Origin of the sequence: Streptomyces sp. AM 2-1-1 (assembly GCF_029167645.1) — a bacterium.
GTDB lineage: Bacteria > Actinomycetota > Actinomycetes > Streptomycetales > Streptomycetaceae > Streptomyces.
In genome coordinates this window covers 6,084,370-6,106,774 of sequence record NZ_CP119147.1, presented here as the reverse complement: position 1 = coordinate 6,106,774, position 22,405 = coordinate 6,084,370, and the positions used below count along the sequence as shown (strand labels likewise).

The window sequence follows — 22,405 nt, the reverse complement described above, 5'->3', positions numbered from 1 at the left end:
GCGCGAAAGCCGGTCCGTCACGGGTGCTGACGGACCGGCTTTTCCCGGTGGGCGATACTGGTTTCGAACCAGTGACCTCTTCGGTGTGAACGAAGCGCTCTCCCACTGAGCTAATCGCCCGGGAACGGGTTGAACCATACAGGGCGCGGCGGGGTTCGTTCAAACCGTCGCGAGCCGGTTGGTCAGCCCGCGCCGCGCGGCGCGCATCATCAGGGCGTGGTTGGCCCGGAAAGCCGGCCGCGCGACCGGCGCCAGCAGCCGCATCAGCCGCTTGCGGACGTCGACTTCCTGCTCGTACCCGACCCGGCTGCCGCCGCCCCGTCCGGTGACGGTCCAGCGGGCCCACCCCTCCAGATCGCCGGTCAGGGAGACTTCGAGGACACCCGCGGCCGGGTCCCGGCGGCCCCGCTCCAGGGTGACGACGAGGTCGTAGGGGAGGACCGAACGGAACCGTGCGCGGCCCGTGACGGCGTCCAGCGGGACCACCTCGCGGACCTGCGGCCACCAGCGCGGGTACTCCTCGGCGCACTCCAGCACGGCGAGGACGGCGGCGGGCGGCGCGGGCAGGTCCCACGCGCAGGTGAATGTGTAGTGACTGAGATCCATGGGTCCAGCCTGCCCGGGAACGGCCCGCACGGCCCAGGGCTCACCCGTAAGTGAGTACCTGAACGCATGTGCGCACCCCGGCCGGGGCCCGACACTCGCGGCATGGAACATCTCCCGCCGCCCGCCGAGGAATTGGCGCTCATCGATCGCGAACTGGCCCATCTGGACGCCCGCCGCGCGCAGTTGCTCCAGCGGCGCACCTGGCTGGTCGAAGTCCTGCGCACCCCGGCGCGCTCCGGGCTCGCCCGCGCGGTGGCCGCTCCCCCGCCGTGGGGGCCGCGGCCGCCCGTCCCCCCGGCCGCCCCCTCCGGGCACGGCGCGCAGAACGTGCTCCTCGCCCTGGGCGGGCTGCTGCTCGCAGTGGCGGCCATCGCCTTCACGCTGTTCAGCTGGGGCACCCTGGGCATCGGCGGCCGGTCCGCGGTCCTGGCAGCGGTGACGGCCGCGGCCCTCGGCGTCCCGGTCGCGCTGCGGCATCGGGGCCTGCGGGCCACGGCGGAGGCGCTGGGCGGATTCGGGCTGGTGCTGACCGTGCTCGACGCGTACGCCCTGCGGGCGGCGGCCCTTCCGGAGCCGGACGGGGCGGCGTTCGCCGCCGTGGCCTCGGCCGTCCTCGCCGTCCTCTGGGCGCTCTACGGCCGGGCCCCCGGCCGGCCCGTGCTGCCGGCTCCGGCGGCGTTGGTGGCGGCCCAACTGCCGCTCATCCTGGGCTGCTGGGCCGTCGGCGCTCCGCCCCTCGCCTTCGGGTGGGCGCTGCTGCTCACGGCGGCGGCGGACGCCGGGGTGGCGCTCCGGTCCGGCCGGGCCGGGGTGCGGGTCACCGCCCTGGTCTGCCTGGGGTTCACCGGCTCGGGGGCGCTGCTGGTGGCCCTGGTGGACTCCCTGACGGCGGACGGCCCGGCGGCGGCGCTCGCCCCGGGAGCGCTGCTGGCGTTCGCGGGGGGCGCCGTGCTGCTCGCCGTGCGGTGGTCGCCGGCCTCGCTCGCGACCTCCTGCGGTCTCGTCGGCGGTCTCGCCGGGGTGGCGGGCGCGGGCGGGGTGCTGCGGGCCGCGCTGCCCGCGGAGTGGACCGTCCTGGCGTACCTGCTCGCCGGCGCGGCGCTCCTGACGGTGGCGCGGACCGGGCCGGTGCGGCCGGCCGGCCGGGGTGTGGTCGCGGCCTCGGCGGTCGTGGCCGCGGGAGCGCTGCTCTGGGCGGTGCCCTGGGCCGCCATGGTCCTCGCCGGTCCGCTCGCGGGTGTCACGCCGGTGTGGGCGGGCGCTCCGGAAGGGCTGCGGGACGCGCTCGGCGTGCCGGTCCCCTGGTCGTGGGCGGTGGCCGCGCCGGTGGTGCTCGCGGTGGTGGCCGCGCTGGGGGCGGCGGCCGGCGCCCGGGCGCCCCGGACGTGGTGGCGGACCGCGGTCCGGTCGGCCGTGCCGGCGCTGGTGTGGGGCGCCTCACTGCTCGCGGCGGCCGTCGCCGACGTCCCGTACGCGCTCGGCGTGGTGCTGGAGACCCTGCTGGTGGCGGGTGCGCTGGAGCTGGCGGCGCGTTCCGTGCCCGGGAGGGACGGTTCCACCGCCGCGCTGCGCGTCGCACTCGGCTGCGCCTCGGCGGGGGCGGTGAGCGTGGTGGCGCTCTCGCTCGCCTCGGAGGTGGCGACGTACGCGGTGGTCGCGGTGCTGACGGCGCTCTTCGCCGCAACGGCGATCCGGCTGGCCGGGCGCCCGGAGCGGTCGGTGGCGGCCTGCGCCGCCGTCCTCGGTGGCACCGCGCTGACCGGTGCGGCGGTCGGGTCGCTGGGGCTCTCCGCCGCGCACGGGGCGCCGCTCCTGCTGGTCGTGCCGGCGGTCACGGTGTGGCTCGGCGGAGCGCTCCGGGGCCGTCCGGTGGCGGTGTGGGTGGAGCTGACCGGGGTGCTCGGCGCGCTGGTGGCGGTCGGCCTGGCGGTCACGGACCCGGCGTGGCTCGCCCTGGTGCTGGGTCTCTCCGGGGTACTCGCCGCCGCCACGGCGGTACGGCCGGAGCGCCGGAAGGTGGCGGGGGCCGCGGCGCTGGTGCTGTGCGTGCTCGCCACCTGGGTGCGGCTGGCGGCGTCGGGGGCCACGGCCCCGGAGGCGTACACCCTGCCGGTGACGGTGCCCGCGCTGGTGGTCGGCGTGCTGCGCCGCCGGCGCGCCGCCGGGGTCTCCTCCTGGACCGCCTACGGCCCGGGGCTCGCGGTCACACTGGCGCCGAGCCTGCTGGTGGCCTGGGGCGATCCGGGCTGGGTCCGTCCCCTGCTGCTGGGGCTCGCCGCGCTCGTGGTCACGCTGGCCGGGGCCCGGGCCCGCCTCCGGGCCCCGCTGCTCCTCGGCGGCGGGGTGCTCGCCCTGCTCGGACTCCACGAGCTGGCCCCGTACGTGGTCCAGGTGGTGGGCGTCCTGCCGAGGTGGCTGGTGCCGGCGGCGGCCGGGGTGCTGCTGCTCGCGGTGGGCGCGACCTACGAGAAGCGGCTGCGGGACGCCCGCAGGCTGCGGGAGGCCCTCGGCCGGATGCGGTGAGGGGCCTTTCCCGGCCGACGTCGGGAGCCTCGGGAGTCCTGCGCGGGAGTCCTGGGTGCGGCCCGGAGGGGCCGCACGACGCGGAAGGCCCGAGAGACCTGGCGGTCTCTCGGGCCTTCCGTCCGGGTGGGCGATACTGGGTTCGAACCAGTGACCTCTTCGGTGTGAACGAAGCGCTCTCCCACTGAGCTAATCGCCCGGGCGCACCGCAAACATTACCGCATGTCAGCGGTGCCCCTGGACCACGCGGTCCTCACTCGTCGACGTTCCACGGCAGGCTGAGGCCGAAGCGCCAGAGATAGACCGCCACCAGGGCCGCGATGATCACCAGTCCGACCACGGTCAGGATGATGTTGCGCCGGCGCACCTCGGGGTCGAGCGCCTTCTGCGCCGCCTCAGCGACCTTCCGCCTGGTCCAGCGGAGCACGAGCTGTGCCCAGACGAACTCGGTCGCCCAGATCGCCATGCCGCCGAAGATCACCAGCCACCCCGGGCCGGGCAGCACCAGCATCGCGATCCCCGCCGCCACGACCGCGAGGCCCACGGCGAAGACCCCGACCTGCCAGCTGAGGTGGAGGGGCTTGGACGCTTTGATGAACGCCGGCGCCCGTGAGCCCAGCTCGCGCTCCGTCTCCGCCGTGTCCCCCGCCGCGGGATGCGGGGCCGCCGTCGCGGCGATCCCGTCCCGTTCGTCACTCTGCGCACTCATGGGCCCAACGTACCCGAATGCTCGGCGTCACTGGAATGGACGCATGACGGAAAGTTACACACCGCTGTACGGGGGACTCAAAGAAGCACAAAACGGTCAGAGGGGTTTACAACGCCACCGTAGGTGGCATGTCGATTTCGCCGACGTGCGAATCCCCGAGCGCACACTGAGCGAAAGGCCCTGGCGCTTATGAACACCACGGTCAGCTGCGAGCTGCACCTGCGCCTCGTTGTGTCGAGCGAGTCCTCACTGCCTGTACCCGCGGGCCTGCGGTATGACACGGCCGATCCCTATGCCGTGCACGCCACCTTCCACACCGGAGCGGAGGAGACGGTCGAGTGGGTTTTCGCCCGTGACCTCCTTGCCGAGGGGCTTCACCGGCCCACCGGCACCGGAGACGTCCGCGTCTGGCCATCTCGTAGTCACGGCCAAGGCGTCGTCTGCATCGCCCTGAGCTCTCCGGAGGGAGAGGCCCTGCTCGAAGCCCCGGCGCGGGCCCTGGAGTCGTTCCTGAAGAGGACCGACGCCGCGGTTCCGCCGGGCACCGAGCATCGGCACTTCGACCTCGACACCGAGCTCTCACACATCCTGGCCGAAAGCTGAGCCAGGCAACGAACTGCGGGGCGCCGTCCGACTCGGGGAGACGGCGTCGCGCGGACAACCTCATATAGGGCGGACACCGACGCCGTCACCGCGGAACCCACCGCGGTGGCGGCGTCGGCGCGCGTGCGTGCCCGGTCGGCGCCCCTGCCGCCCACCGGCCCCGCGCGGGCCCTCCGAGCCAGTAGAGTCTGCCCGCATCGGCGGGCGCGGCGCCCGCGGGAGGCCAGGGAGCAAAGCGTGCTGATCCCCCACGACACCCGGATCGCCCTCGACACGGTGGTCGATCTGGTGAACACCGCCCCGGGGAGCGGGTCGCCGGACGACGGTGCCACCGACGGCCTCGCCGGCATCCCGCAGCTGAGCGCCTTCGCGGAACTCCACCGGATCAGCGGGGTCGGCACGCTCGGCGAGAAGGACCTGCTGGCCGTGCGGGAGGTTCGCGCGACGTTCGCGGCGATCTTCTCGTCCCCGGACGCCCGGAGCGCGGCCGGGTACGTCAACCAGCTGGTCGCCGCCGCGGGGACCACCCCGCAGCTGACCGACCACGACGGGTACGACTGGCACGTCCACTACTTCGCGCCCGACGCCTCGATCGCCGACCACCTCGCCGCCGACGGCGGTATGGCCCTGGCGTTCTTCGTGGTCACGGGGGAGCTGGAGCGGCTGCGCCGCTGCGAGGCACCCGCCTGCGGCCGGGCCTTCGTCGACCTCTCGCGCAACCGCTCCCGCCGCTACTGCTCCAGCCGCACCTGCGGCAACCGCCTCCATGTCGCCGCGTACCGGGCCCGGCGCAGGGAAGCGACCGGCTGAGCGGACCGCCCGCCGGAGCGCGGATGGGCCGCACTCTCCTCCTCCCCCGGCTCACAGCAGGAAGAGATCGTGCAGCGCGGCCATGAGCAGGAGGGCGCCGACCACCGTCAGGAAGATCATCAGCGGCGGCTGGGAGAGGGCGAAGAGGCAGCCACGCGGCTCTTCGGCGGTCTGTGCGGGGGCGTCGCCCCGGGAGGTGTCCAACATTTCGTAGCGATCCTGACCCAGGGGGGACCTCCCGGGAGATCAACCCTGGTTTTCTCTCCGGGAGTTCACCTCGAAGAAACGCGGAAATCGCTCAACCGCGCGGATGTCCGTCAGACGTCCGTACGATGCCGCGCCAACGCCGCCCGTCAGCGGGGGGCCGCGCTGGACGCCCGTACGACGAGTTCGGGCTGGAGCAGTACGCCCCGGTGCACATGGGTGCCGGAATCGTCGTCCGCCTCCTCCAGCAGGAGCTCGGCGGCGAGCTGCCCCATCCGGACGGCGGGCTGCCGGACGGAGGTGAGCGGTACGGCCGCGGCGGCGGCGAACTCGATGTCGTCGTACCCGACGATGGCGACGTCCTGCGGGACCCGTACTCCGGCCGCGTAGAGCGCCTGCAGCACGCCGAGAGCCAGGAGGTCGTTGGCGCAGAAGACGGCCGTGGGGCGGGGTACCAGACCGAGCAGACGGGCTCCGGCGTCGCGGCCGGCGGCGACGTCCAGGCGTTCGGAGGCGATCTCGACGAGCGCCTCCGGGGGCAGACCGGCCTCGGCGAGGGCCGCGAGGGCGCCCACCCGGCGGTCGCGGACCTGGTGCAGGTCGCCCAGACCGCTGACGTAGGCGACGCTCCGGTGGCCGGCCTGGACGAGGTGGCCGACCGCCAGGGCACCGCCGCGCACGTCGTCGACGGAGACGGAGCAGGAGTCGGGACCGGACGCCACGCGGTCGACCAGGACGAACGGGATCCGGTGCCGGCCGAACGCCTCCAGATTGCTCCCGCTCGCGTCCGCCGGAGTGACCAGCACCCCGCAGACGCGCTGTTCGGCGAAGAGGCCGAGGTACGCGGCCTCTTCGGCCGGGTTCTGGTCGCTGTTGCAGACCATGACCCCCAAGCCGGACTTCCGCGCGGCTCGCTCGGCGCCGCGGGCCACGTCGACGAAGAACGGGTTCCCCATGTCGAGGACGAGCAGCGCCATGATGCGGCTGCGGCCGGCCCTGAGCTGCCGCGCGGACTCGCTCCGTACGTATCCCAGCTCGTCGATGGCGGCGAGGACGCGGGCCCGCGTCTCGGGCAGGACCGCGTCGGGCCGGTTGATCACGTTCGAGACGGTGCCCACGGAGACTCCGGCCCGCCGGGCCACATCCTTGATCCCTGCCACACGCGCCACTGGCCCTGCCCCACCGATGCCCTCGGCCGCCGTGCCGGTCGGCGGATGGCCCCATCCTACGGAGAGCCGCCCCGGCGGGAAGCGGCGCCCCGATCGAATGAAATGATTCAAAGGGAGAGGCCCGGACCGTCCGCCGGGCCCGTCCACTCTCGTCGGGGACCCGAGTAGCAGCGTTACCCGAAAGGCGGCGTCCGGGACCGGTGGACCGACGCCGGTGCTCCGGACCCGGCGTCCGGCGCCGCAGCCCTGGAGCCGGTCCGCGCTCCCCGGCCCGGGGTCAGAGGCCGTGCTTCTTCAGGATGGCCTCGATGTCGCTGAAGTCGTCGCCCGGCTGGGCCGTGCCGTCACCGCGGGGCTTCTCCCCGGGAGCGGCGCCGGAACGCCGGCCGGCGTCGGCCGCGCGGGACGGGGCGGCGGGGGCGAGGCGGTCGTGTTCCTCGCCGCGCCGGGCGGCCTTGCGCCGCTCGCGGGCCGGTCCGCGCCGGCGCTCCGTCGCCCGGGTGCCGACGAAGAGCAGCCAGGCGGCGCCGAGCAGCACGAAGCCGAGCCAGACGCTCGGCTCGAACGCGATGCCGGCCACCCACTCCACGACACCCGTGAGGACGAGGCCGATCGGGACGAGCGCGTACGCCGTGATCCGGGCCGCGGCGAGGAACCTCCGGCGGTAAGCCGTCACCGCGGCGATGCCCACGCCCGCCGCCGAAGCCGCGGAACAGATGGTCTCGGCAATCATCGGAGCCTCCAGCGGCAGACGAGGGCGTCGGGACGCGCCTCTTCCATCGTGCACCGCCGATGGCGGACCGGGCCATGCCGTCGGCGGCACGTCAGGGACATTTCGGGGTCCGACTCCTCCTCCGGGACCGCACCGGCCCGCTGGGCGTTCGACCGCGCCACCCTCGGTACGGGAGGTGTTCGGGCCGTGCGCGGGAGGGGCCGGAGGGCGGCCGGGTACCGATTGGGTGGTCGCGGTGCCGCCTGGAAGACTGGTTCCATGAGCGATTCCACTCCCGATGCCCCTCCCACGGCCCCCGTCCTCGTCGATCTCTGGTGCGAGCTCGAATGCCCCGACTGCCACCGGGCCCTCACCGATGTGCACGCCCTGCGTGCCCGGTACGGCGACCGCGTCGAGATCCGGCTGCGGCACTTCCCGCTGGAGAAGCACCGGCACGCGTACGCGGCGGCCCAGGCCGCCGAGGAGGCCGCGGCCCAGGGCAAGGACTGGGCGTACATCGAGGCGGTTCTGGGACGCACGGCCGAGCTCTCCCGGGCGGGCGAGTCGCTGCTCCTGGAGATCGCCGGTGAACTCGGCCTGGACGCGGAGGAGTTCGACACCGCCCTGATCGACGGACGTCACCTGCTGATCGTCGACGCCGACCAGGCCGAGGGGAAGGCGATCGGGGTGACCGGCACGCCGACGTACGTCGTCGGCGGCGAGCGCCTCGACGGGGGCAAGAGCCAGGACGGCCTCCGCGAGCGGATCGAGGGGATCGTCGACGGGCTGCTGGCACCCCGCGCCTGACCCCGGCGGAGGCAGGGCGCGGGCCGGTCGTCGGCGGCCCGGACGGGGTCCGGGCGCTACAGCGGTTTCACCAGCGTGTGCGAGGTGGGCTCGTAGCCCAGGGACGCGTAGAGCGCGCGCGCCGGGGTGTTCGAGGTGAAGACGTGCAGGGAGATCCGGTCGAAGCCGGCGCCCCGCGCCATGTCCTCGGCGAGTCCCATGAGGGCGCGGCCGTACCCCCTCCCCCGGAACTCGGGGTCGACTTCGACGTAGTAGACGTGCCCCGCCGTCCCGCCGGTCCCGGTGGGCCGGCCCGCGAGCCAGACGTGGCCCACCGCCCGGCCGTCCTCCTCGCGCACCAGGACGTCGATGGACGTGCCCGGCGTGGCCAGACCCAGCGGGAGGAGCCGCGCGTGGTCGGTCGCCGACTTGTGCCGCGCGAGTTCCTCCGGAACACCGCGCCGGGCCCACTCCCGCGCGTACTCCTCGTGGCGGTCGGCCAGCCACGGCGTGAACTCCCGCGCCGTCATCGGGCGCCCCACCAGACCGGGCGGGAGGGCGGCCGCCCGCGCCGGCGTCGCCTTGTCCATGTTCCGGCCGCGTTCGGTGTAGCCGAGTACGGCGGCGAGCCGCAGGGCCGGCTCGTTCCCCGCCGGAACCTCGGCGCGCACCTCCACGCACCCCCAGGCCCGCAGCACCTCTTCGGCGGCGAGCGAGGCGATGATCGCCCGGCCGCGACGGCGGCGGTGCTCGTCGATGCGCAGGGCGTCCAGCACCCCGGCGGCCGGGCCGAACGCCGGGTCGGTGGCGAGGGTGACGGTACCGACGGGGCGCCCGTTGTCACACACGTCGTACGTACGGGAACGCGCGCCGTCGGCGCTCTGCTGGGTCGGCCCGGTCGGCCGCAGGGTCGTGGTCACCGGACCCGTTCTACCGGCCCGGCGCCTCCGGGTCACCCGTTCCCCGGCCCTTTCTCAGGAGAACGGCCCGGCGCCGGAGGCCACCGCCAGCAGCCGGGACGCCTTGAGCTCCGTCTCGTCCCACTCCCGTTCGGGGTCGGATCCCCAGGTGATGCCCGCCCCGGTGCCGAAACGCAGGCACGGAACGGGTCCGGTGCGGTCGATCCAGAACGTGCGTATGCCCACCGCGAGCTCCGCCGCCGACCGGTCCGCGTCGACCCAGCCGACCGCGCCGCAGTAGGGGCCGCGCGGGGCGGTCTCCAGCTCCTCGATGATCCGCAGCGCACTGGACTTGGGCGCCCCGCTGACCGAGCCGGGCGGAAAGGCGGCACCGAGGAGCTCGGGCCAGCCCGCGCCCCGGGCGAGTTCCCCGCGCACGGTGGAGACGAGGTGGACGAGGCCGGGGTGCTTCTCCACCACGCAGAGGTCGGGGACGCGTACGGTGCCGGTCGCGCAGACACGCCCCAGGTCGTTGCGGACCAGATCGACGATCATCACGTTCTCGGCGTGGTCCTTCTCCAGCAGATCCGCCTCGGTGCGGCCGGTGCCCTTGATCGGGCCGGATTCGACGGTCCTGCCGTCGCGCGCGAGGAACAGCTCGGGCGAGGCGGTGGCGATCTCGACGCCGTGGCCGGGCAGCCGGAGGGTACCGGCGTAGGGGGCCGGGTTGCCGCGCGCGAGGAGGGCCGTCAGCGCGTCCACGTCGGCGCGGCCGGGGTCGGGCAGCGGCGCGGAGAGCACCCGGCAGAGGTTCGCCTGGTAGACCCGGCCCGTCGCGATGTGGGCGCGGACCCGCCGTACGCCTTCCTGGTAGGCCGCGCGGTCCAGCGAGGAGGTCCACTCCTCCCGACGGGGGCCGCGCCAGGCACCGGGTACGGGCGGGGGCACCGCCTCCCGGCGTACCGAGGAGAAGCGCGCGCAGACGACACGCCCCTCGAAATCGGCGGAGACGGCCCAGAAACCGGCGGAGTCGAGGGCGGCGGGATCGCTGGTCACGTCCCGCAGACCGGAGGCGACGAGGCCGCCGAAGCGGGCCATGGGGGCGATGTCGGACACACGGTCGAGTGTAGGTCCGGGGGCCCGCGGGCCGGGGCGGAGCGAGGGGGCGGCAGCACGCTGCGCAAACGCGTTTTTGTACTGGCCCAGGAATCCGCTAGAGTTCAACACGTCACCGGGACGCGCAAGCCGAACGGGAAAGACAAGCGGACGTAGCTCAGTTGGTAGAGCGCAACCTTGCCAAGGTTGAGGTCGCCAGTTCGAACCTGGTCGTCCGCTCGCAGGAAAAGGGGGATCTTCCCGACCCCCCTGATTCTGGTGGAGTGGCCGAGAGGCGAGGCAACGGCCTGCAAAGCCGTCTACACGGGTTCAAATCCCGTCTCCACCTCCAAGGACGATTAGCTCAGCGGGAGAGCGCTTCCCTGACACGGAAGAGGTCACTGGTTCAATCCCAGTATCGTCCACTGGTCCGCAAGGATCTTCCCGCGCGATTAGCTCAGCGGGAGAGCGCTTCCCTGACACGGAAGAGGTCACTGGTTCAATCCCAGTATCGCGCACGCAGTAACGCGGGTCCGCCCCGCGCGATTAGCTCAGCGGGAGAGCGCTTCCCTGACACGGAAGAGGTCACTGGTTCAATCCCAGTATCGCGCACCACGGAAAACCCCGGTCGTCTCCACGACCGGGGTTTTCGCTGTGCTCACGCCGCCCGGTGCGTCGGGAGGCCCGGAGGTGCCGCCCGGCCTGACCGGCGGGCGGCGGCGCCGGCTCAGGAGGAGAAGAGCATCCGTCCGAAGCTCTTCTGGCGGTGGTGGCCGTAGTGGCCGCCGCCGTGCTGGCCCTGCTGCGGGGCGCCCCAGGCGGGGCCCGCGGCCGGGTAGGCCTGCGGGGCCTGCGGCGCGGGCGGCGCCTGCTGCGTCCACTGCGACTCCAGACGGGTCAGGGCTTCCAGCTCGCCGAAGTCCAGGAATATCCCCCGGCAGCCGCTGCACTGCTCGATCTGGACACCATTGCGGTTGTACGTATGCATCTGCGCGTGGCACTTCGGACACTGCATCATCGGCTGGGCTCCTCGCCGTTCGGGGTCTGGCCACCGGAAATCCTGCCCGGCGGCGGTCGGTTCACCCTACGGCGTGGAGCCCACGCCCAACTCGGGAGGGAGCGAGGCGATACGGGCGCAGGCGCCGATCATCAGCCGTTCCACCTCGTCGGGTTCCCGCCCCTGCTCCGCCGCCTTGGTGAGGGCGAGGGCGGCGGTCTGCACGGTGAGAGCCCGTGCGGGGACGTCGAGTTCGGGCCAGGGGTCGCCCGTGCCCGGGACGGCGGGGCCGCCCGCCGCGCGGTAGGCGTCGAGGAACCGCAGCCAGACGCTCTCGGGCAGCAGCCCCGCGGCGTACCAGGCGGCGGGCCGGGCGAGGTCCCAGGCGGGGTCGCCGACCCCGGTGTCGTCGATGTCGATCAGCAGCCAGGGGCCGTGCGGGCCGGGACGGCGGACGAGTTGGCCCAGGTGGAGGTCGCCGTGGCAGAGGGATCCGGCGGGGCCGGCCGGAGCCGGCTCCTCGTCACGGGCCCAGCCGGGCACCGTCGACCAGGCGGCGAGGACCGCGGCGCGGCCGGGACCTCCGGGGCACGCGGTCCGCATCCGTGCCACGGCGAGCGCCGCTTTGGCGGGACCGCGCATCGGGGGGAGCGGCAGCGGGGGTGCGGTGCGGTGGAGGCGGGCGAGGAGGACGGCCGTCTCCTCCCAGGGGGCCGCGTCGGGGTCGGCCGGGTCGACGGGTTCACCGTACGGCCAGAGGGTGACGGGGCGTCCGTGCGCGCTCGGCGGCGGGGATGGGGCGGGCAGGGGCGGCAGCAGGACGCCCGCGAGCGCGGGGGCCGCGGCGAGGGCCAGGCGCGCGGCGAACTCCGGGCCGCCGGTGCCGGGGGCGTGGGCCTTCGCCACGACGGGACCGCTCCGGACGACGGTGCCGTCCGCCCGGTCGGCGAGCACCCGGGGCGGCGGGCAGGGGCAGCCGTCGGCGGGGGCCGGGTGGGCGGCGGCGTGGGCCAGGCGGCCCAGCGTGTCGACGACCACGGCGCTGTTCACGGGTCTCCTGGGGGCGGTGGGGGCAGAAGCCCAGGCTACGGGCCGGCCCGCGATTCCCGGCGGGGAGGGCGTCGGCCGGCCCGCGTCGGCCGCCGTACCGGCTGCGTGACCGGCGCGGCCGCCGTACCGGCTGGGTGACCGGCGCGGCCGCCGTACCGGCTGCGTGCGCCGCGCCCCGGAAAGCGCGATGTCCGGCCGGCTCCCCAGCCGGCCGGACACACGCTGTCGTCCGCCGTACCCCCGTCCCCACGGGGCTGTTGGCCGTATGGACCGGTCCGGACCGCTCTTCCGGTCCCGGCGGGGTGCCTCTCAGCGCCCCATCATCACGCCCACGGACGACGCCTGTGTGACCACTGCTTCCCAGCCGCCGAACGCGACCACGAGCAGGGCTGCCAGAGGAAGGACCATGGCCGCCGCCACCAGCGGGTGGCGGGTGCCGGACGGGCGGACGCCGATCGCGTCGTACGCCTTGCGTCGCCGCGTGCGGAGCGTGGTCCGCGTGGCCGTGTCCGACATGGTTCCTCTCCTGACCGGATGAACGCCGGCGGCCGTCTCCCGGCTCCGGTGCCGGAGCCGCCGCGTTCGCTTCCAGCCTAGGGAGGCGCGGAGGGACGGGCGTCATGCCCGCGTACCGATCGCCGGGCCTCCGGGAGGATGAGCCGTGGGTAGCCGGAGTACTCCTCTGGGTGGAGAGCCGGTGTACGGGGAGGAGCCGGGGGGCCGGCCGGAACGGGCCGGTCCGTCCCGGAAAGCGAGGGAACGGGTGAGATCACTCACGCCGGTCCCGAGAATCCGGCGCCCTCGGCCGACGGGGAGGGCGGCCGCGGTCGCCCGGGCCGGCCGGCGGGCCCGCCCCGGGGGGTGGCGCGCGGTCGGACCCGGTCCGGTGGGGGTACGTCAATCCCTTTGTGCGGCAACCCTTTTGGCAGTAGCAGGGGACAAAATGGCCCGGATCGGCGCTCTCCTGACCGGCCTTCACCGATCCGGTCCGCTGTGGGCAATCGAATCCTGGGCGAAGGCGCGGCCTCTGAGCGCGCCGGGCGCCGGGTACGTAAGCTGTGCCTCGTCAGGCGGACCAGGCAGCGGGGATGGGCAGACGATGGCGATGATGCGGCTCCGGCGCGAGGACCCGCGTCTCGTCGGCTCGTTCCGGCTGCACCGGCGGCTCGGGGCCGGCGGGATGGGTGTCGTCTACCTGGGTTCGGACCGGCGGGGTCAGCGGGTCGCTCTCAAGGTGATCCGCCCCGACCTGGCGGAGGACCAGGAGTTCCGCTCCCGGTTCGCCCGCGAGGTGTCCGCCGCGCGGCGTATCCGCGGCGGCTGCACCGCCCGGCTGGTGGCCGCCGATCTGGACGCCGAACGGCCGTGGTTCGCCACGCAGTACGTCCCGGGTCCCTCGCTGCACGACAAGGTCGCCGAGGAGGGCCCGCTCTCCGCTTCGGAGGTGGCCGCGATCGGGGCCGCTCTCTCCGAAGGGCTGGTCGCGGTCCACGAGGCGGGGGTGGTGCACCGGGACCTCAAGCCGTCGAACATCCTCCTCTCCCCCAAGGGCCCCCGGATCATCGACTTCGGCATCGCCTGGGCGACCGGAGCGAGCACGCTCACCCATGTGGGCACGGCGGTCGGGTCGCCCGGGTTCCTCGCCCCGGAGCAGGTGCGCGGGGCGGCGGTGACGCCGGCGACGGACGTCTTCTCGCTGGGCGCCACCCTCGCCTACGCGGCGACGGCCGACTCCCCCTTCGGGCACGGCAGTTCCGAGGTGATGCTCTACCGGGTGGTGCATGAGGAGCCGCACCTCGCCGAGGTGCACGACGCGCTCGCCCCGCTGGTGCGGGCCTGTCTGGCGAAGGACCCGGAGGACCGGCCGAGCACGCTGCAGCTGTCCATGCGGCTCAAGGAGATCGCGGCGCGGGAGGCGCAGGGGCTGCACGAGAGCCGGCCGCCCGTCCAGCGTTCCGCGCACGAGGCCGACCGGCCCACCGGCCGGCTCGTCGAGGGCCCGTACACCGAGCAGCAGACGCGGCGGTCCGAGGGGCCGTCCACCGGGCGTTCGCCGCAGGCCCGTCGCCCCTCGCCGGCCTCCGCCTCCTCGCCGGGTCCCTCCTCGTCCGCTCCGTCACCGTCGTCGGGGAGCTCCCCGCGCCCCGGAACGGGGGTGCCCCGGCCGAAGGGGGCGCGGCCCCGTCCGGCGCGCGGCGGGGTGCGGCCGGGCAAGCGGCCCGGCCCCGCCCAGGGCACCCACGGCACGAACGGAAGGCCGGGCACCCGGCCCGGGGCCCGTCCGACCGGCACCGGGCGCCGTCCGGCCAACCCGCGGCTGCTGCGGCAGCGCCTCTTCGTGTTCGTCGTGGTGACGCTGCTGGTGGCCCTCGGCATCGCGGCGGCCCAGGGCTGTCAGGGGCCGGCGCGCGGCCTCGGCGTCCTGCCCGCGCCGGAGCGGTCCGGACAGGGGTGGACGGCACCGCCGGACACGGTCTGACCGTGCCCGGCGGTGTGTGAGCGGGGTCAGGCCGGGCGGGGGCGGGTCGCGTAGAAGGCGACGGCCGAGGCGGCCGCCACGTTGAGCGAGTCGACCCCGGCGTCCATCGGGATGCGGACGTGGTCGTCGACGGCGGCGAGGGTCTTCGGTGTGAGGCCCGCCCCTTCCGTACCGAAGACGAGGGCGAGCCGTTCGTCCTTCCGTGCCGCGAGTTCGTCCAGGGTGATCGCGCGTTCGCTGAGGCAGAGCGCCGCGACGGTGAAGCCCGCCGCGTGCAGCACCCCGACGTCGTCGGGCCAGGACTCCAGACGGGTCCAGGGCACCTGGAAGACGCCGCCCATGGACACCTTCACCGCGCGTCGGTAGAAGGGGTCGGCGCAGCGCGGGGTGAGCAGGACGGTGTCGACGCCGAGGGCCGCCGCGTTGCGGAAGGCGGCCCCGATGTTGGCGTGGTCGACGATGTCCTCGAACACGGCGACCCGCCGGGCCCCGGCCAGCAGGCCGGCGGCGTCGGGCAGCGGTTCGCGCCGCATGGAGGCGAGCGCGCCGCGGTGCACGTGGTAGCCGGTGACCCGCTCGGCGAGTTCGGGGGTGACCACGTACACCGGTGCCTCGGCCGCCTCGATGACGTCGCGCATCACCTCGGTCCACTTGGGGGTGAGCAGCATGGAGCGCATCGCGTACCCCGCCTGGCCCGCGCGGCGGATCACCTTCTCGCCCTCGGCGATGAAGAGGCCCTCCTCGGGTTCGCGCCTGCGGCGCAGCTCGACGTCGGTGAGGCCCGTGTAGTCGTGCAGACGCGGGTCGTCGGGGTCCTCGACGGTGATGGTCTCTGCCACAGTGGTGCTGCCTTGTCCGGGGTGGGGTGACGGCGGGGCGCCGGTCGCACGGGGCGGCGGCGGGAGCGCCGTCACACGGCGGGGGTGGTGAAGGCGTCGGGTCCGACGGCGACGACCTCCCCGATGACGATGACGGCGGGCGGACGGACGTCCTCGGCCACGGCGCGCTCGCCGACGGTGGCGAGCGTCGCGTCGACGCGTCGCTGCGCGGCGGTGGTGCCCTCCTGGACGAGGGCGACGGGGGTGGCGGGGTCCTTGCCGTGGGAGATGAGGGCCTCGGCGATGGCGCCGATCTTGTCGACGGCCATGAGGAGGACGAGGGTGCCGCGCAACCGGGCGAGCGCCGCCCAGTCGACGAGCGAACGGGGGTCCTCGGGGGCGACGTGGCCGCTGACGACGGTGAACTCGTGGGCTACGCCCCGGTGCGTGACCGGGATGCCGGCGGCGCTCGGTACGGAGATGGAGCTGGAGATGCCGGGGACCACGGTGCACGGGATGCCCTCGGCGGCGAGCGCCTGGGCCTCTTCCATGCCGCGGCCGAAGACGAACGGGTCGCCGCCCTTGAGGCGGACGACGGCCTTGCCCGCCTTCGCGTGTTCTATGAGCGCCCGGTTGATCGCCTCCTGGGCCATGAAGCGGCCGTAGGGGATCTTCGCGGCGTCGATGACCTCGACGTGCGGCGGCAGCTCGTCGAGCAGGTCGCGGGGGCCGAGCCGGTCGGCGATGACGACGTCGGCGGAGGCGAGGAGGCGGCGGCCGCGCACGGTGATCAGGTCGGGGTCGCCGGGTCCGCCGCCCACCAGCCAGACGCCCGGGGTGTGGGTGCGGTGGTGCGGGGCGGCGAGGGTGCCGTCGCGGAGGCCTTCGACGATGGCGTCGCGGACGGCGGCGGAGTGGCGGGGGTCGCGGTCCCGGGAGGTGGTGGTGAGCACGGCGACCGTGACGTTCTCGCTGCGCCCGGTGGCCGGGGTCCAGGCGGTGGCCGCCTCGGCGTCGTCGCTGCGGACGCACCAGGTCCGGGTGCGCTCGGCCTCGGCGGAGGCGGCGGTGTTGGCGGCGGGGTCGCTGCTGGCGACCAGCGCGTACCAGGTGTCGGCGAGGTCGCCGTCCGCGTACCGGCGGCGTTCCCAGCGGATCTCCCCGGCGTCGGCCATCGCCTCGACGGATGGGGTCGCGGAAGGCGAGACGAGGGTGATGTCGGCGCCCGTCGCGATGAGCGCGGGGAGGCGGCGCTGTGCGACCTGGCCGCCGCCGACGACGACGACGCGGCGCCCGCTCAGGCGCAGTCCGACGGGGTATGCGGGGTGATCGACGTGCTCGGCCATGGCGGTGCTGGCTCCTCGGCAGGGAACGGTGCGTGCGGCGCGGTGCGACGCGCAGGGGGAGTCCGGTCCGGCGCCCCGGGACGCGGCGCGGCGGACGGTGCGGCCGCTGCGGCTCTGGAGCGGCTGTGACGTGCGGGTTCACGAGGTGGGGCGGGGACCACCATACGGGGTGGAGCGCCCCGGGGGCAGGGCCCCGGGGCGGCGTGGACCGTCCCCGGACGGGCGCGGGGGCCGGCCGGGGACCGAGGCTGCGTCCGGCGGACGGCGGATCACGGCGGAGACCACCGCGAGGCCGGCCCCGGACCGGGGGCCCCGCGCTTCCCGGTGGGTGCGCGGCGTCGGCCCCACCCGGCGCCGCGGGCCCGGCCCCGGCGCTACTTCTCCGTGACGCCCGCCGAGTCGAACGTCGCCACCTCGTGCATGGCGCGGGCGGCGCTCTGCACGATCGGGAGCGCCAGCAGGGCGCCCGTACCCTCGCCGAGGCGCAGGTCGAGGTCGATCAGCGGACGCAGACCCAGCTTGTTGAGCGCGGCCACGTGGCCGGGCTCCGCGCTGCGGTGACCCGCGATGCAGGCGGCCAGCGCCTCGGGGGCGATGGCCCGGGCGACCAGGGCGGCGGCGCCGGCGCTCACGCCGTCCAGGATGACCGGGGTGCGCAGTGAGGCGCCTCCCAGGAGGTAGCCGGCCATGGCCGCGTGCTCCAGGCCGCCGACGGCCGCGAGCACCCCGATCGGGTCGGCCGGGTCGGGCTGGTGGAGTTCCAGGGCGCGGCGTACCACGTCGATCTTGCGGGCGTGCATCTCGTCGTTGATGCCGGTGCCGCGTCCGGTCACCTCGGAGGGGTCTGCGCCGGTGTAGACGCAGATGAGGGCGGCCGACGCCGTGGTGTTGGCGATGCCCATCTCACCGATGAGGAGGCCCTTGTTGCCGGCGGCGACGAGGTCGCGGGCGGTCTCGATGCCGACCTCGATCGCGGCGAGGACGTCCTCGCGGCTCATCGCGGGGCCGGTGGTGAAGTCCGCCGTACCGGGCCGCACCTTGCGGGGCAACAGGCCCGGGGTGGCGGGGAGTTCCTGGGCGACACCGACGTCGACGACGCAGACCTCGGCGCCGACCTGGGAGGCGAAGGCGTTGCAGACGGCGCCGCCGGCCAGGAAGTTGGCGACCATCTGGCCGGTGACCTCCTGCGGCCAGGCGGTGACGCCCTGGGCGTGCACGCCGTGGTCACCGGCGAAGATCGCGACGGCGGCGGGCTCCGGGATCGGCGGCGGGCACATCCGGGAGAGCCCGGAGAGCTGCGCGGAGATGATCTCCAGCATGCCGAGCGCGCCGGCGGGCGTGGTCATCCGCTTCTGGCGCTCCCACGCCTCTCCGAGCGCCTTGGCGTCCAGCGGCCGGATGGTGGCGATGGTCTCCTGGAGCAGGTCGTGCGGCTCCTCGCCGGGCAGCGCCCGGCGGCCGTACGTCTCCTCGTGGACGACCCAGGAGAGCGGGCGCCGCTTGGACCAGCCGGCCTGCATCAGCTCGGGCTCGTCGGGGAACTCGTCGACGTACCCGACGCAGAGGTACGCGACGATTTCCAGGTGCTCGGGCAGACCGAGGGCGCGGACCATCTCGCGCTCGTCGAAGAAGCTGACCCAGCCGACGCCGAGGCCTTCGGCCCGGGCGGCGAGCCACAGGTTCTCCACGGCGAGGGCGGAGGAGTAGGGAGCCATCTGCGGCTGGGTGTGGCGGCCGAGGGTGTGCCGTCCGCCGCGGGTGGGGTCGGCGGTGACGACGATGTTCACGGGGGTGTCGAGGATGGCCTCGATCTTCATCTCCCGGAACTGCTTCGCGCGGCCCTTGGGGAGCGACTTCGCGTAGGCGTCGCGCTGGCGCTGGGCGAGCTCGTGCATGGAGCGCCGGGTCTCCGCGGAGCGGATGACGACGAAGTCCCAGGGTTGCGAGTGTCCGACGCTGGGGGCGTGGTGGGCGGCCTCCAGCACGCGCAGCAGCACCTCGTGCGGGATCGGGTCGCTGCGGAAGCCGTTGCGGATGTCGCGGCGTTCGCGCATCACGCGCAGGACGGCCTCGCGTTCGGCCTCGTCGTAGCCGGGGGCCGGGTCGGAGACGGGCTCCTCCGGCGCGTCGGTCCGACCGGGCTCCGGCAGGGTCGTGCCGGGGGCGGAGGCCTCCGGGGCCGTTTCGCCGAAGGGGTCGCCGACGGTCTCGGCCACGGGCTCCGCGACGGCTTCGGCCACGGCCACGGGCTCCGCGACGGCTTCGGCCTCGGCTTCGGAGGGGATGGAGGCGGGGATGGAGGCGGATGCGACGGAGTCGGCCGGACCGGCCGCCGTGTCCTCGTGGCCCGGCGCCGGGGCGGACCCCTCGGCGAGGTGGTCGACGGCTTCGGGTGCCCTGTCGGCCTGCTGCGCCCCGGTCTCCGGGACATCGGTGACCCGCGCGTCCGGCTCCGGGAGAGCGACCGGGACGGCGTCGGGGGCGACCGGCTCGAAGGCCGGTTCGGCGTCGACGGCTTCGACCGGGACGGGCTCGGCAGTGAGGGGTCCGGCGGCCGGGGGCTCGGTGGCCGGCGGCTCGGCGACGGCGTACTGCTCGGCGGGGACGTGGGGCTCCCGCACGGTCGCCGCCGGGGCGGGGACCTCCGCGGGCGCCTCGGCGAGGCCGTCCGGCCCAGCGGGGAAGGGGGCGGTGTCCGGCACCGAGCCCTGCACGGGCACGTACGGCTCCGGGGCGGCGCCGGGCACGAAGACCGACGCCTGGGCGGGAAGCGGTGCCGGGGCCTCCGCCTCGGCCGGCGCGTCGGGGACGACCGTTTCCGCCGGGAGTCCGGCCGGCGCCTCCGCGCGGAGGTGGTCCGGTGCGGACCCCGCATCGGGGGTGGCGAAGTCCGGGGCGGGCTGCTGGAGCGCCTCGGCCGGCGTCGGGTCGGGTCCGTCGGGGAGGGTGCCGGCGGGCGCGGTCTCCACGGGCAGGGCTTCGGACGGCAGGGCTTCGGCCGTCACGGTCCCGGCCGCGCCGGAGGGCTCCTCGGCGGCCGCAGGCTCCGGGGCGCCCCACGGGGCGGCTCCCTGCAGCGGGATCTCCCCCGGCTGCGGGCCCGGCAGGACGGGCTCCGGCGCGAGGGGGACCTCGGCGTACTCGGGCGCGACCGGGAGCTCGGCGGGGGCGGGGTACTCGGACGCGGCGGGGGCCTCGGCGTAGGCAGGGGCCTCGGCGTAGGCGGAGGTTTCGGCGTAGGCAGGGGCCTCGGCGGGGTGGGGGGCCTCGGCGGGCCCGGGCGCGACGGGTGCTGCGGTGTAGGCGGGAGTTTCGGCGTACGCGGAGGGCTCGGGCACGACGGGGGCCTCGGCGTACGCGGGGGCCTCGGGCACGACGGGGGCCTCGGCGTACGCGGAGGGCTCGGGCGCGACGGGTGCGGGGGCCGGGGGCGCCGTGCGGACGGGAGGGCGGACCGGGGCGTGGGGCTGCGGGGATCCGGCGGGGCCCCGGTCGGCGAGCGAGCGCACGAGGCTGCTCTGCCCGCCGTAGGAGGGGCCGTCGACCGAGGGGCCTCGGTGGAGCGGGCGGCGGGACGGGGCGGCGGAGGCCGCCGCGTGCGCGGCGACCGGGGCGGAGGCCGGGGCCGGGATGCGTACGCCGGCGAGGTCGAAGGCGCCCGAGTCGGGCGCCGCGGACGGCGACTCCCGGACCGGGTACTCGTGGACCGGGGACTCCTCCTGCACCGGGTACTCGTGGACCGGGGCGGCGCTCTGGGACGGGAACTGCCCGTAAGCGTCCGCGGCGGGCGGCGGGACGACCTGCGGGTCGCTCCACGTGCCCTGGACGGCGGGCATCAACAGCAGGTCTTCCTCGTCGGGTGCCTGCTCGGAGGGATCGAGGTAGGTGTACGCATCCGGGGCGAGGACGCCCGGCTGCTCCACCATGCCTGCGTTCTCCGGCTGTCCCTCGCCCGGGATCTGGCCGGTGTCAGTCATGCGGTACCCCTCGCCCATCGTCAGTGCTCCTTCGGCCCATCGCCCGGGACGCCCGCGTCACGGCACGCCGGTGCCCGTCAACAAGAACGAGCCGGTTTGCCCCGCGGCACGAAACGCCCGCGGACCTCTACATATTCTCGCGGCCGATCGCCGCGGCGACAGGTTGTTGCGCCGCGGTTCGCTGTGGACTGCGCCACGTCGCGCGTCCCGGATCGCGCCGTACCACAGGGAGAATCAAAAGGACTCCCTTTTCCGGACATTGGCCAACGAAGCGACGAACGACCGGGTTCGGTACAACAATCGGCCAGCCTACCTTCCGCGCCGTAGCGGCGTGGTCACGGGGCAAGGTCCGAACGCACCGCGCAGAGCAGGAACGCGACGGACCGTTCACGTTCCTCCCAGACCGAGGTGTCCATGTCCACGCTCTGGAGGAGGACGCACTCCACGGTGTAGCCGCCGCCCCGGAGCGCGGTGACGAGCGCTTCCGCCTGGTCCCGGGTGGAGGCGTGGGTGACGATCCGCTCCGGGCGCCGGTCGGCGACGGCGAGGGCCACGGGGACGCCTCCGCCCCCGATCCGTACGACATCCGGTTCGGGGAGCCGTTCGAGCACGTGCGGGGCGAGCCCCTGGACGACCTGGACGGCCACGCCGAAGGAGCGGGCCGCCGCCGTCACGCGGGCACAGGCGGCGGGGTCGCGGTCGACGGCGATGACGGCCGCGCCGAAACGGGCCGCTTCCACGGCCAGCGCGCCGGCGCCCGAGCCGATGTCCCAGACCAAGTCGCCGGTGCGCGGGCCGAGCCGGGCCAGCTGGGCGGCGCGCATGCCGGCGGACTCCCCTTCGGCGATCTCCGCGCCGCGCGGCCGGTCGGGGCCGGCGGGGGTGTCCGCGCTCCGGGCGTAGGCGTCGGCAGGCAGTGCCCAGCCGCGGACGCCGTCGGGGCGGGCGGGGTCGCGGCCGCCGATCCAGCCGGTGGACCCGGTGGTGGGGCCGCTGCCGACGACGATGACGACGTTCGGGTCGCGCCAGGCGTGGTCGGCGGCCTTGTCGGAGGTGAGGACGGTGACGCGTTCGCGGTCGGTGCCGAGTTCCTCGCAGATGACGAACGTGCGGTGGATCTGGTCGAGCAGCAGGGCGAGCTCGGCGGGGCCGGCTCCGGGCGAGGTGAGGACGGCGACCTTGTGGTGGGCCCGGCACACGTTGACGGCCCGTCGCAGGGTCCTGGGGTGGGCGACGACGACCTGGGCGTCGTCCCAGGGCATCCCGGCACGGGCGAAGGCGGCGGCGACGGAGGAGACGGCCGGAACGACCTCGACCTCCAGGCCGTGCTCGGGCGCGCGCAGGGTGCGTACGACGCCGAAGAAGCCGGGGTCGCCGTCGGCGATGACGACCGCGCTCCCCCGGTGTCCGGCGATGCGACGGGCGGCGAGGTCGACGCTGCCGAGGCGGATGCGTTCGGCGTCCCGGGGGACGTCCGCGAGTGCGAGGTGGTGCGGGGCGCCCGCGACGAGCGTGGCCGCGGAGAGCGCTGCCGTGGCCGCTCTGGTCAGCGGTGAGCCGTCCCAGCCGATCACCGTGACCCGGTCGGCCATCGTCGTCCGTCTCCTGGGGGTGTGGGGGGC

Annotated in this window: 19 protein-coding genes and 7 tRNA genes; 10 read left to right on the top strand and 16 right to left on the bottom strand. The window is 75.1% G+C overall.

Annotation, left to right across the window (positions count from 1 at the left end):
• Window positions 1-48 precede the first annotated feature (48 nt).
• Together PZB77_RS26675 and PZB77_RS26670 are read right to left on the bottom strand one after the other, a co-directional pair.
• Window positions 49-120 (bottom strand) — tRNA-Val (locus tag PZB77_RS26675).
• A gap of 39 nt (window positions 121-159) precedes the next feature.
• Window positions 160-606, bottom strand: a complete 447-nt coding sequence (locus PZB77_RS26670) for an SRPBCC family protein (protein WP_275495167.1) — start codon at window positions 604-606, stop codon at window positions 160-162.
• 102 nt (window positions 607-708) lie between these two features.
• Here PZB77_RS26670 and PZB77_RS26665 point away from each other — a divergent pair, with 102 nt between their 5' ends.
• A complete protein-coding gene (locus PZB77_RS26665; protein ID WP_275495166.1) occupies window positions 709-3,129 on the top strand; it encodes a hypothetical protein in 2,421 nt (806 codons plus the stop codon).
• 127 nt (window positions 3,130-3,256) lie between these two features.
• Here the strand turns inward: PZB77_RS26665 and PZB77_RS26660 are convergent.
• Both PZB77_RS26660 and PZB77_RS26655 read right to left on the bottom strand, forming a co-directional pair.
• A tRNA-Val gene (locus PZB77_RS26660) sits at window positions 3,257-3,328 on the bottom strand.
• 54 nt (window positions 3,329-3,382) lie between these two features.
• Window positions 3,383-3,838, bottom strand: coding sequence for a TIGR02611 family protein (locus PZB77_RS26655; protein ID WP_275495165.1), 456 nt, complete (start codon window positions 3,836-3,838; stop codon window positions 3,383-3,385).
• A gap of 189 nt (window positions 3,839-4,027) precedes the next feature.
• Between PZB77_RS26655 and PZB77_RS26650 the strand changes: the two genes are divergently transcribed.
• Both PZB77_RS26650 and PZB77_RS26645 read left to right on the top strand, forming a co-directional pair.
• On the top strand, window positions 4,028-4,441 hold the full coding sequence (locus PZB77_RS26650) for an SsgA family sporulation/cell division regulator (protein ID WP_003959770.1): 414 nt from the start codon (window positions 4,028-4,030) through the stop codon (window positions 4,439-4,441).
• 237 nt (window positions 4,442-4,678) lie between these two features.
• Window positions 4,679-5,251, top strand: a complete 573-nt coding sequence (locus PZB77_RS26645) for a CGNR zinc finger domain-containing protein (RefSeq protein WP_275495164.1) — start codon at window positions 4,679-4,681, stop codon at window positions 5,249-5,251.
• 51 nt (window positions 5,252-5,302) lie between these two features.
• Here PZB77_RS26645 and PZB77_RS26640 read toward each other — a convergent pair whose 3' ends face one another.
• The 3 genes from PZB77_RS26640 to PZB77_RS26630 form a co-directional block, all read right to left on the bottom strand.
• A complete protein-coding gene (locus PZB77_RS26640; RefSeq protein ID WP_275495163.1) occupies window positions 5,303-5,458 on the bottom strand; it encodes a hypothetical protein in 156 nt (51 codons plus the stop codon).
• Window positions 5,459-5,604: 146 nt separating this feature from the next.
• Entirely contained in the window at window positions 5,605-6,624 is a 1,020-nt protein-coding gene (locus PZB77_RS26635; RefSeq protein ID WP_275495162.1) for a LacI family DNA-binding transcriptional regulator, read from the bottom strand.
• 277 nt (window positions 6,625-6,901) lie between these two features.
• On the bottom strand, window positions 6,902-7,357 hold the full coding sequence (locus PZB77_RS26630; RefSeq protein ID WP_275495161.1) for a hypothetical protein: 456 nt from the start codon (window positions 7,355-7,357) through the stop codon (window positions 6,902-6,904).
• 258 nt (window positions 7,358-7,615) lie between these two features.
• Between PZB77_RS26630 and PZB77_RS26625 the strand changes: the two genes are divergently transcribed.
• Window positions 7,616-8,143 (top strand): DsbA family protein, encoded by a 528-nt coding sequence (locus tag PZB77_RS26625; protein ID WP_275495160.1) that lies wholly within the window; start codon window positions 7,616-7,618, stop codon window positions 8,141-8,143.
• Window positions 8,144-8,199: 56 nt separating this feature from the next.
• On the opposite strand, the gene PZB77_RS26620 is transcribed toward PZB77_RS26625, so the two are convergent.
• Together PZB77_RS26620 and PZB77_RS26615 are read right to left on the bottom strand one after the other, a co-directional pair.
• Window positions 8,200-9,042: a GNAT family N-acetyltransferase gene (locus PZB77_RS26620; protein WP_275495159.1), complete on the bottom strand. Its 843-nt coding sequence runs from the start codon at window positions 9,040-9,042 to the stop codon at window positions 8,200-8,202.
• A 54-nt stretch (window positions 9,043-9,096) separates the two neighbouring features.
• Window positions 9,097-10,119: a chorismate-binding protein gene (locus tag PZB77_RS26615; protein ID WP_275496230.1), complete on the bottom strand. Its 1,023-nt coding sequence runs from the start codon at window positions 10,117-10,119 to the stop codon at window positions 9,097-9,099.
• Between the two features lie 164 nt (window positions 10,120-10,283).
• Between PZB77_RS26615 and PZB77_RS26610 the strand changes: the two genes are divergently transcribed.
• The 5 genes from PZB77_RS26610 (at window position 10,284) to PZB77_RS26590 (ending at window position 10,731) form a co-directional block, all read left to right on the top strand.
• A tRNA-Gly gene (locus tag PZB77_RS26610) sits at window positions 10,284-10,356 on the top strand.
• A 38-nt stretch (window positions 10,357-10,394) separates the two neighbouring features.
• Window positions 10,395-10,468, top strand: a tRNA-Cys gene (locus tag PZB77_RS26605).
• A 1-nt stretch (window position 10,469) separates the two neighbouring features.
• Window positions 10,470-10,541: transfer RNA gene (locus PZB77_RS26600), tRNA-Val, on the top strand.
• Between the two features lie 21 nt (window positions 10,542-10,562).
• A tRNA-Val gene (locus tag PZB77_RS26595) sits at window positions 10,563-10,634 on the top strand.
• Window positions 10,635-10,656: 22 nt separating this feature from the next.
• Window positions 10,657-10,731, top strand: a tRNA-Val gene (locus PZB77_RS26590).
• 112 nt (window positions 10,732-10,843) lie between these two features.
• Here PZB77_RS26590 and PZB77_RS26585 read toward each other — a convergent pair.
• From PZB77_RS26585 to PZB77_RS26575, 3 genes are all read right to left on the bottom strand, one after another.
• The gene (locus PZB77_RS26585) at window positions 10,844-11,134 is read right to left on the bottom strand and encodes a zf-TFIIB domain-containing protein (protein WP_275495158.1); all 291 of its coding nucleotides are present in this window, start codon (window positions 11,132-11,134) and stop codon (window positions 10,844-10,846) included.
• Between the two features lie 66 nt (window positions 11,135-11,200).
• Window positions 11,201-12,163 carry an aminoglycoside phosphotransferase family protein gene (locus PZB77_RS26580; RefSeq protein WP_275495157.1) on the bottom strand — a complete coding sequence of 321 codons (963 nt, stop codon included), beginning with the start codon at window positions 12,161-12,163 and terminating at the stop codon, window positions 11,201-11,203.
• 309 nt (window positions 12,164-12,472) lie between these two features.
• Entirely contained in the window at window positions 12,473-12,679 is a 207-nt protein-coding gene (locus PZB77_RS26575) for a hypothetical protein (RefSeq protein ID WP_275495156.1), read from the bottom strand.
• 583 nt (window positions 12,680-13,262) lie between these two features.
• Here PZB77_RS26575 and PZB77_RS26570 point away from each other — a divergent pair.
• Entirely contained in the window at window positions 13,263-14,642 is a 1,380-nt protein-coding gene (locus PZB77_RS26570; RefSeq protein ID WP_275495155.1) for a serine/threonine-protein kinase, read from the top strand.
• A gap of 26 nt (window positions 14,643-14,668) precedes the next feature.
• Here PZB77_RS26570 and PZB77_RS26565 read toward each other — a convergent pair whose 3' ends face one another.
• From PZB77_RS26565 to cbiE, 4 genes are all read right to left on the bottom strand, one after another.
• The gene (locus PZB77_RS26565) at window positions 14,669-15,481 is read right to left on the bottom strand and encodes an RNA methyltransferase (protein WP_275495154.1); all 813 of its coding nucleotides are present in this window, start codon (window positions 15,479-15,481) and stop codon (window positions 14,669-14,671) included.
• Window positions 15,482-15,552: 71 nt separating this feature from the next.
• On the bottom strand, window positions 15,553-16,806 hold the full coding sequence (gene cobA / locus PZB77_RS26560) for a uroporphyrinogen-III C-methyltransferase (RefSeq protein WP_275495153.1): 1,254 nt from the start codon (window positions 16,804-16,806) through the stop codon (window positions 15,553-15,555).
• Between the two features lie 374 nt (window positions 16,807-17,180).
• Window positions 17,181-20,783 carry a nicotinate-nucleotide--dimethylbenzimidazole phosphoribosyltransferase gene (gene cobT, locus PZB77_RS26555; RefSeq protein WP_275495152.1) on the bottom strand — a complete coding sequence of 1,201 codons (3,603 nt, stop codon included), beginning with the start codon at window positions 20,781-20,783 and terminating at the stop codon, window positions 17,181-17,183.
• Window positions 20,784-21,118: 335 nt separating this feature from the next.
• The gene (gene cbiE / locus PZB77_RS26550) at window positions 21,119-22,375 is read right to left on the bottom strand and encodes a precorrin-6y C5,15-methyltransferase (decarboxylating) subunit CbiE (RefSeq protein WP_275495151.1); all 1,257 of its coding nucleotides are present in this window, start codon (window positions 22,373-22,375) and stop codon (window positions 21,119-21,121) included.
• Window positions 22,376-22,405: the final 30 nt, after the last annotated feature.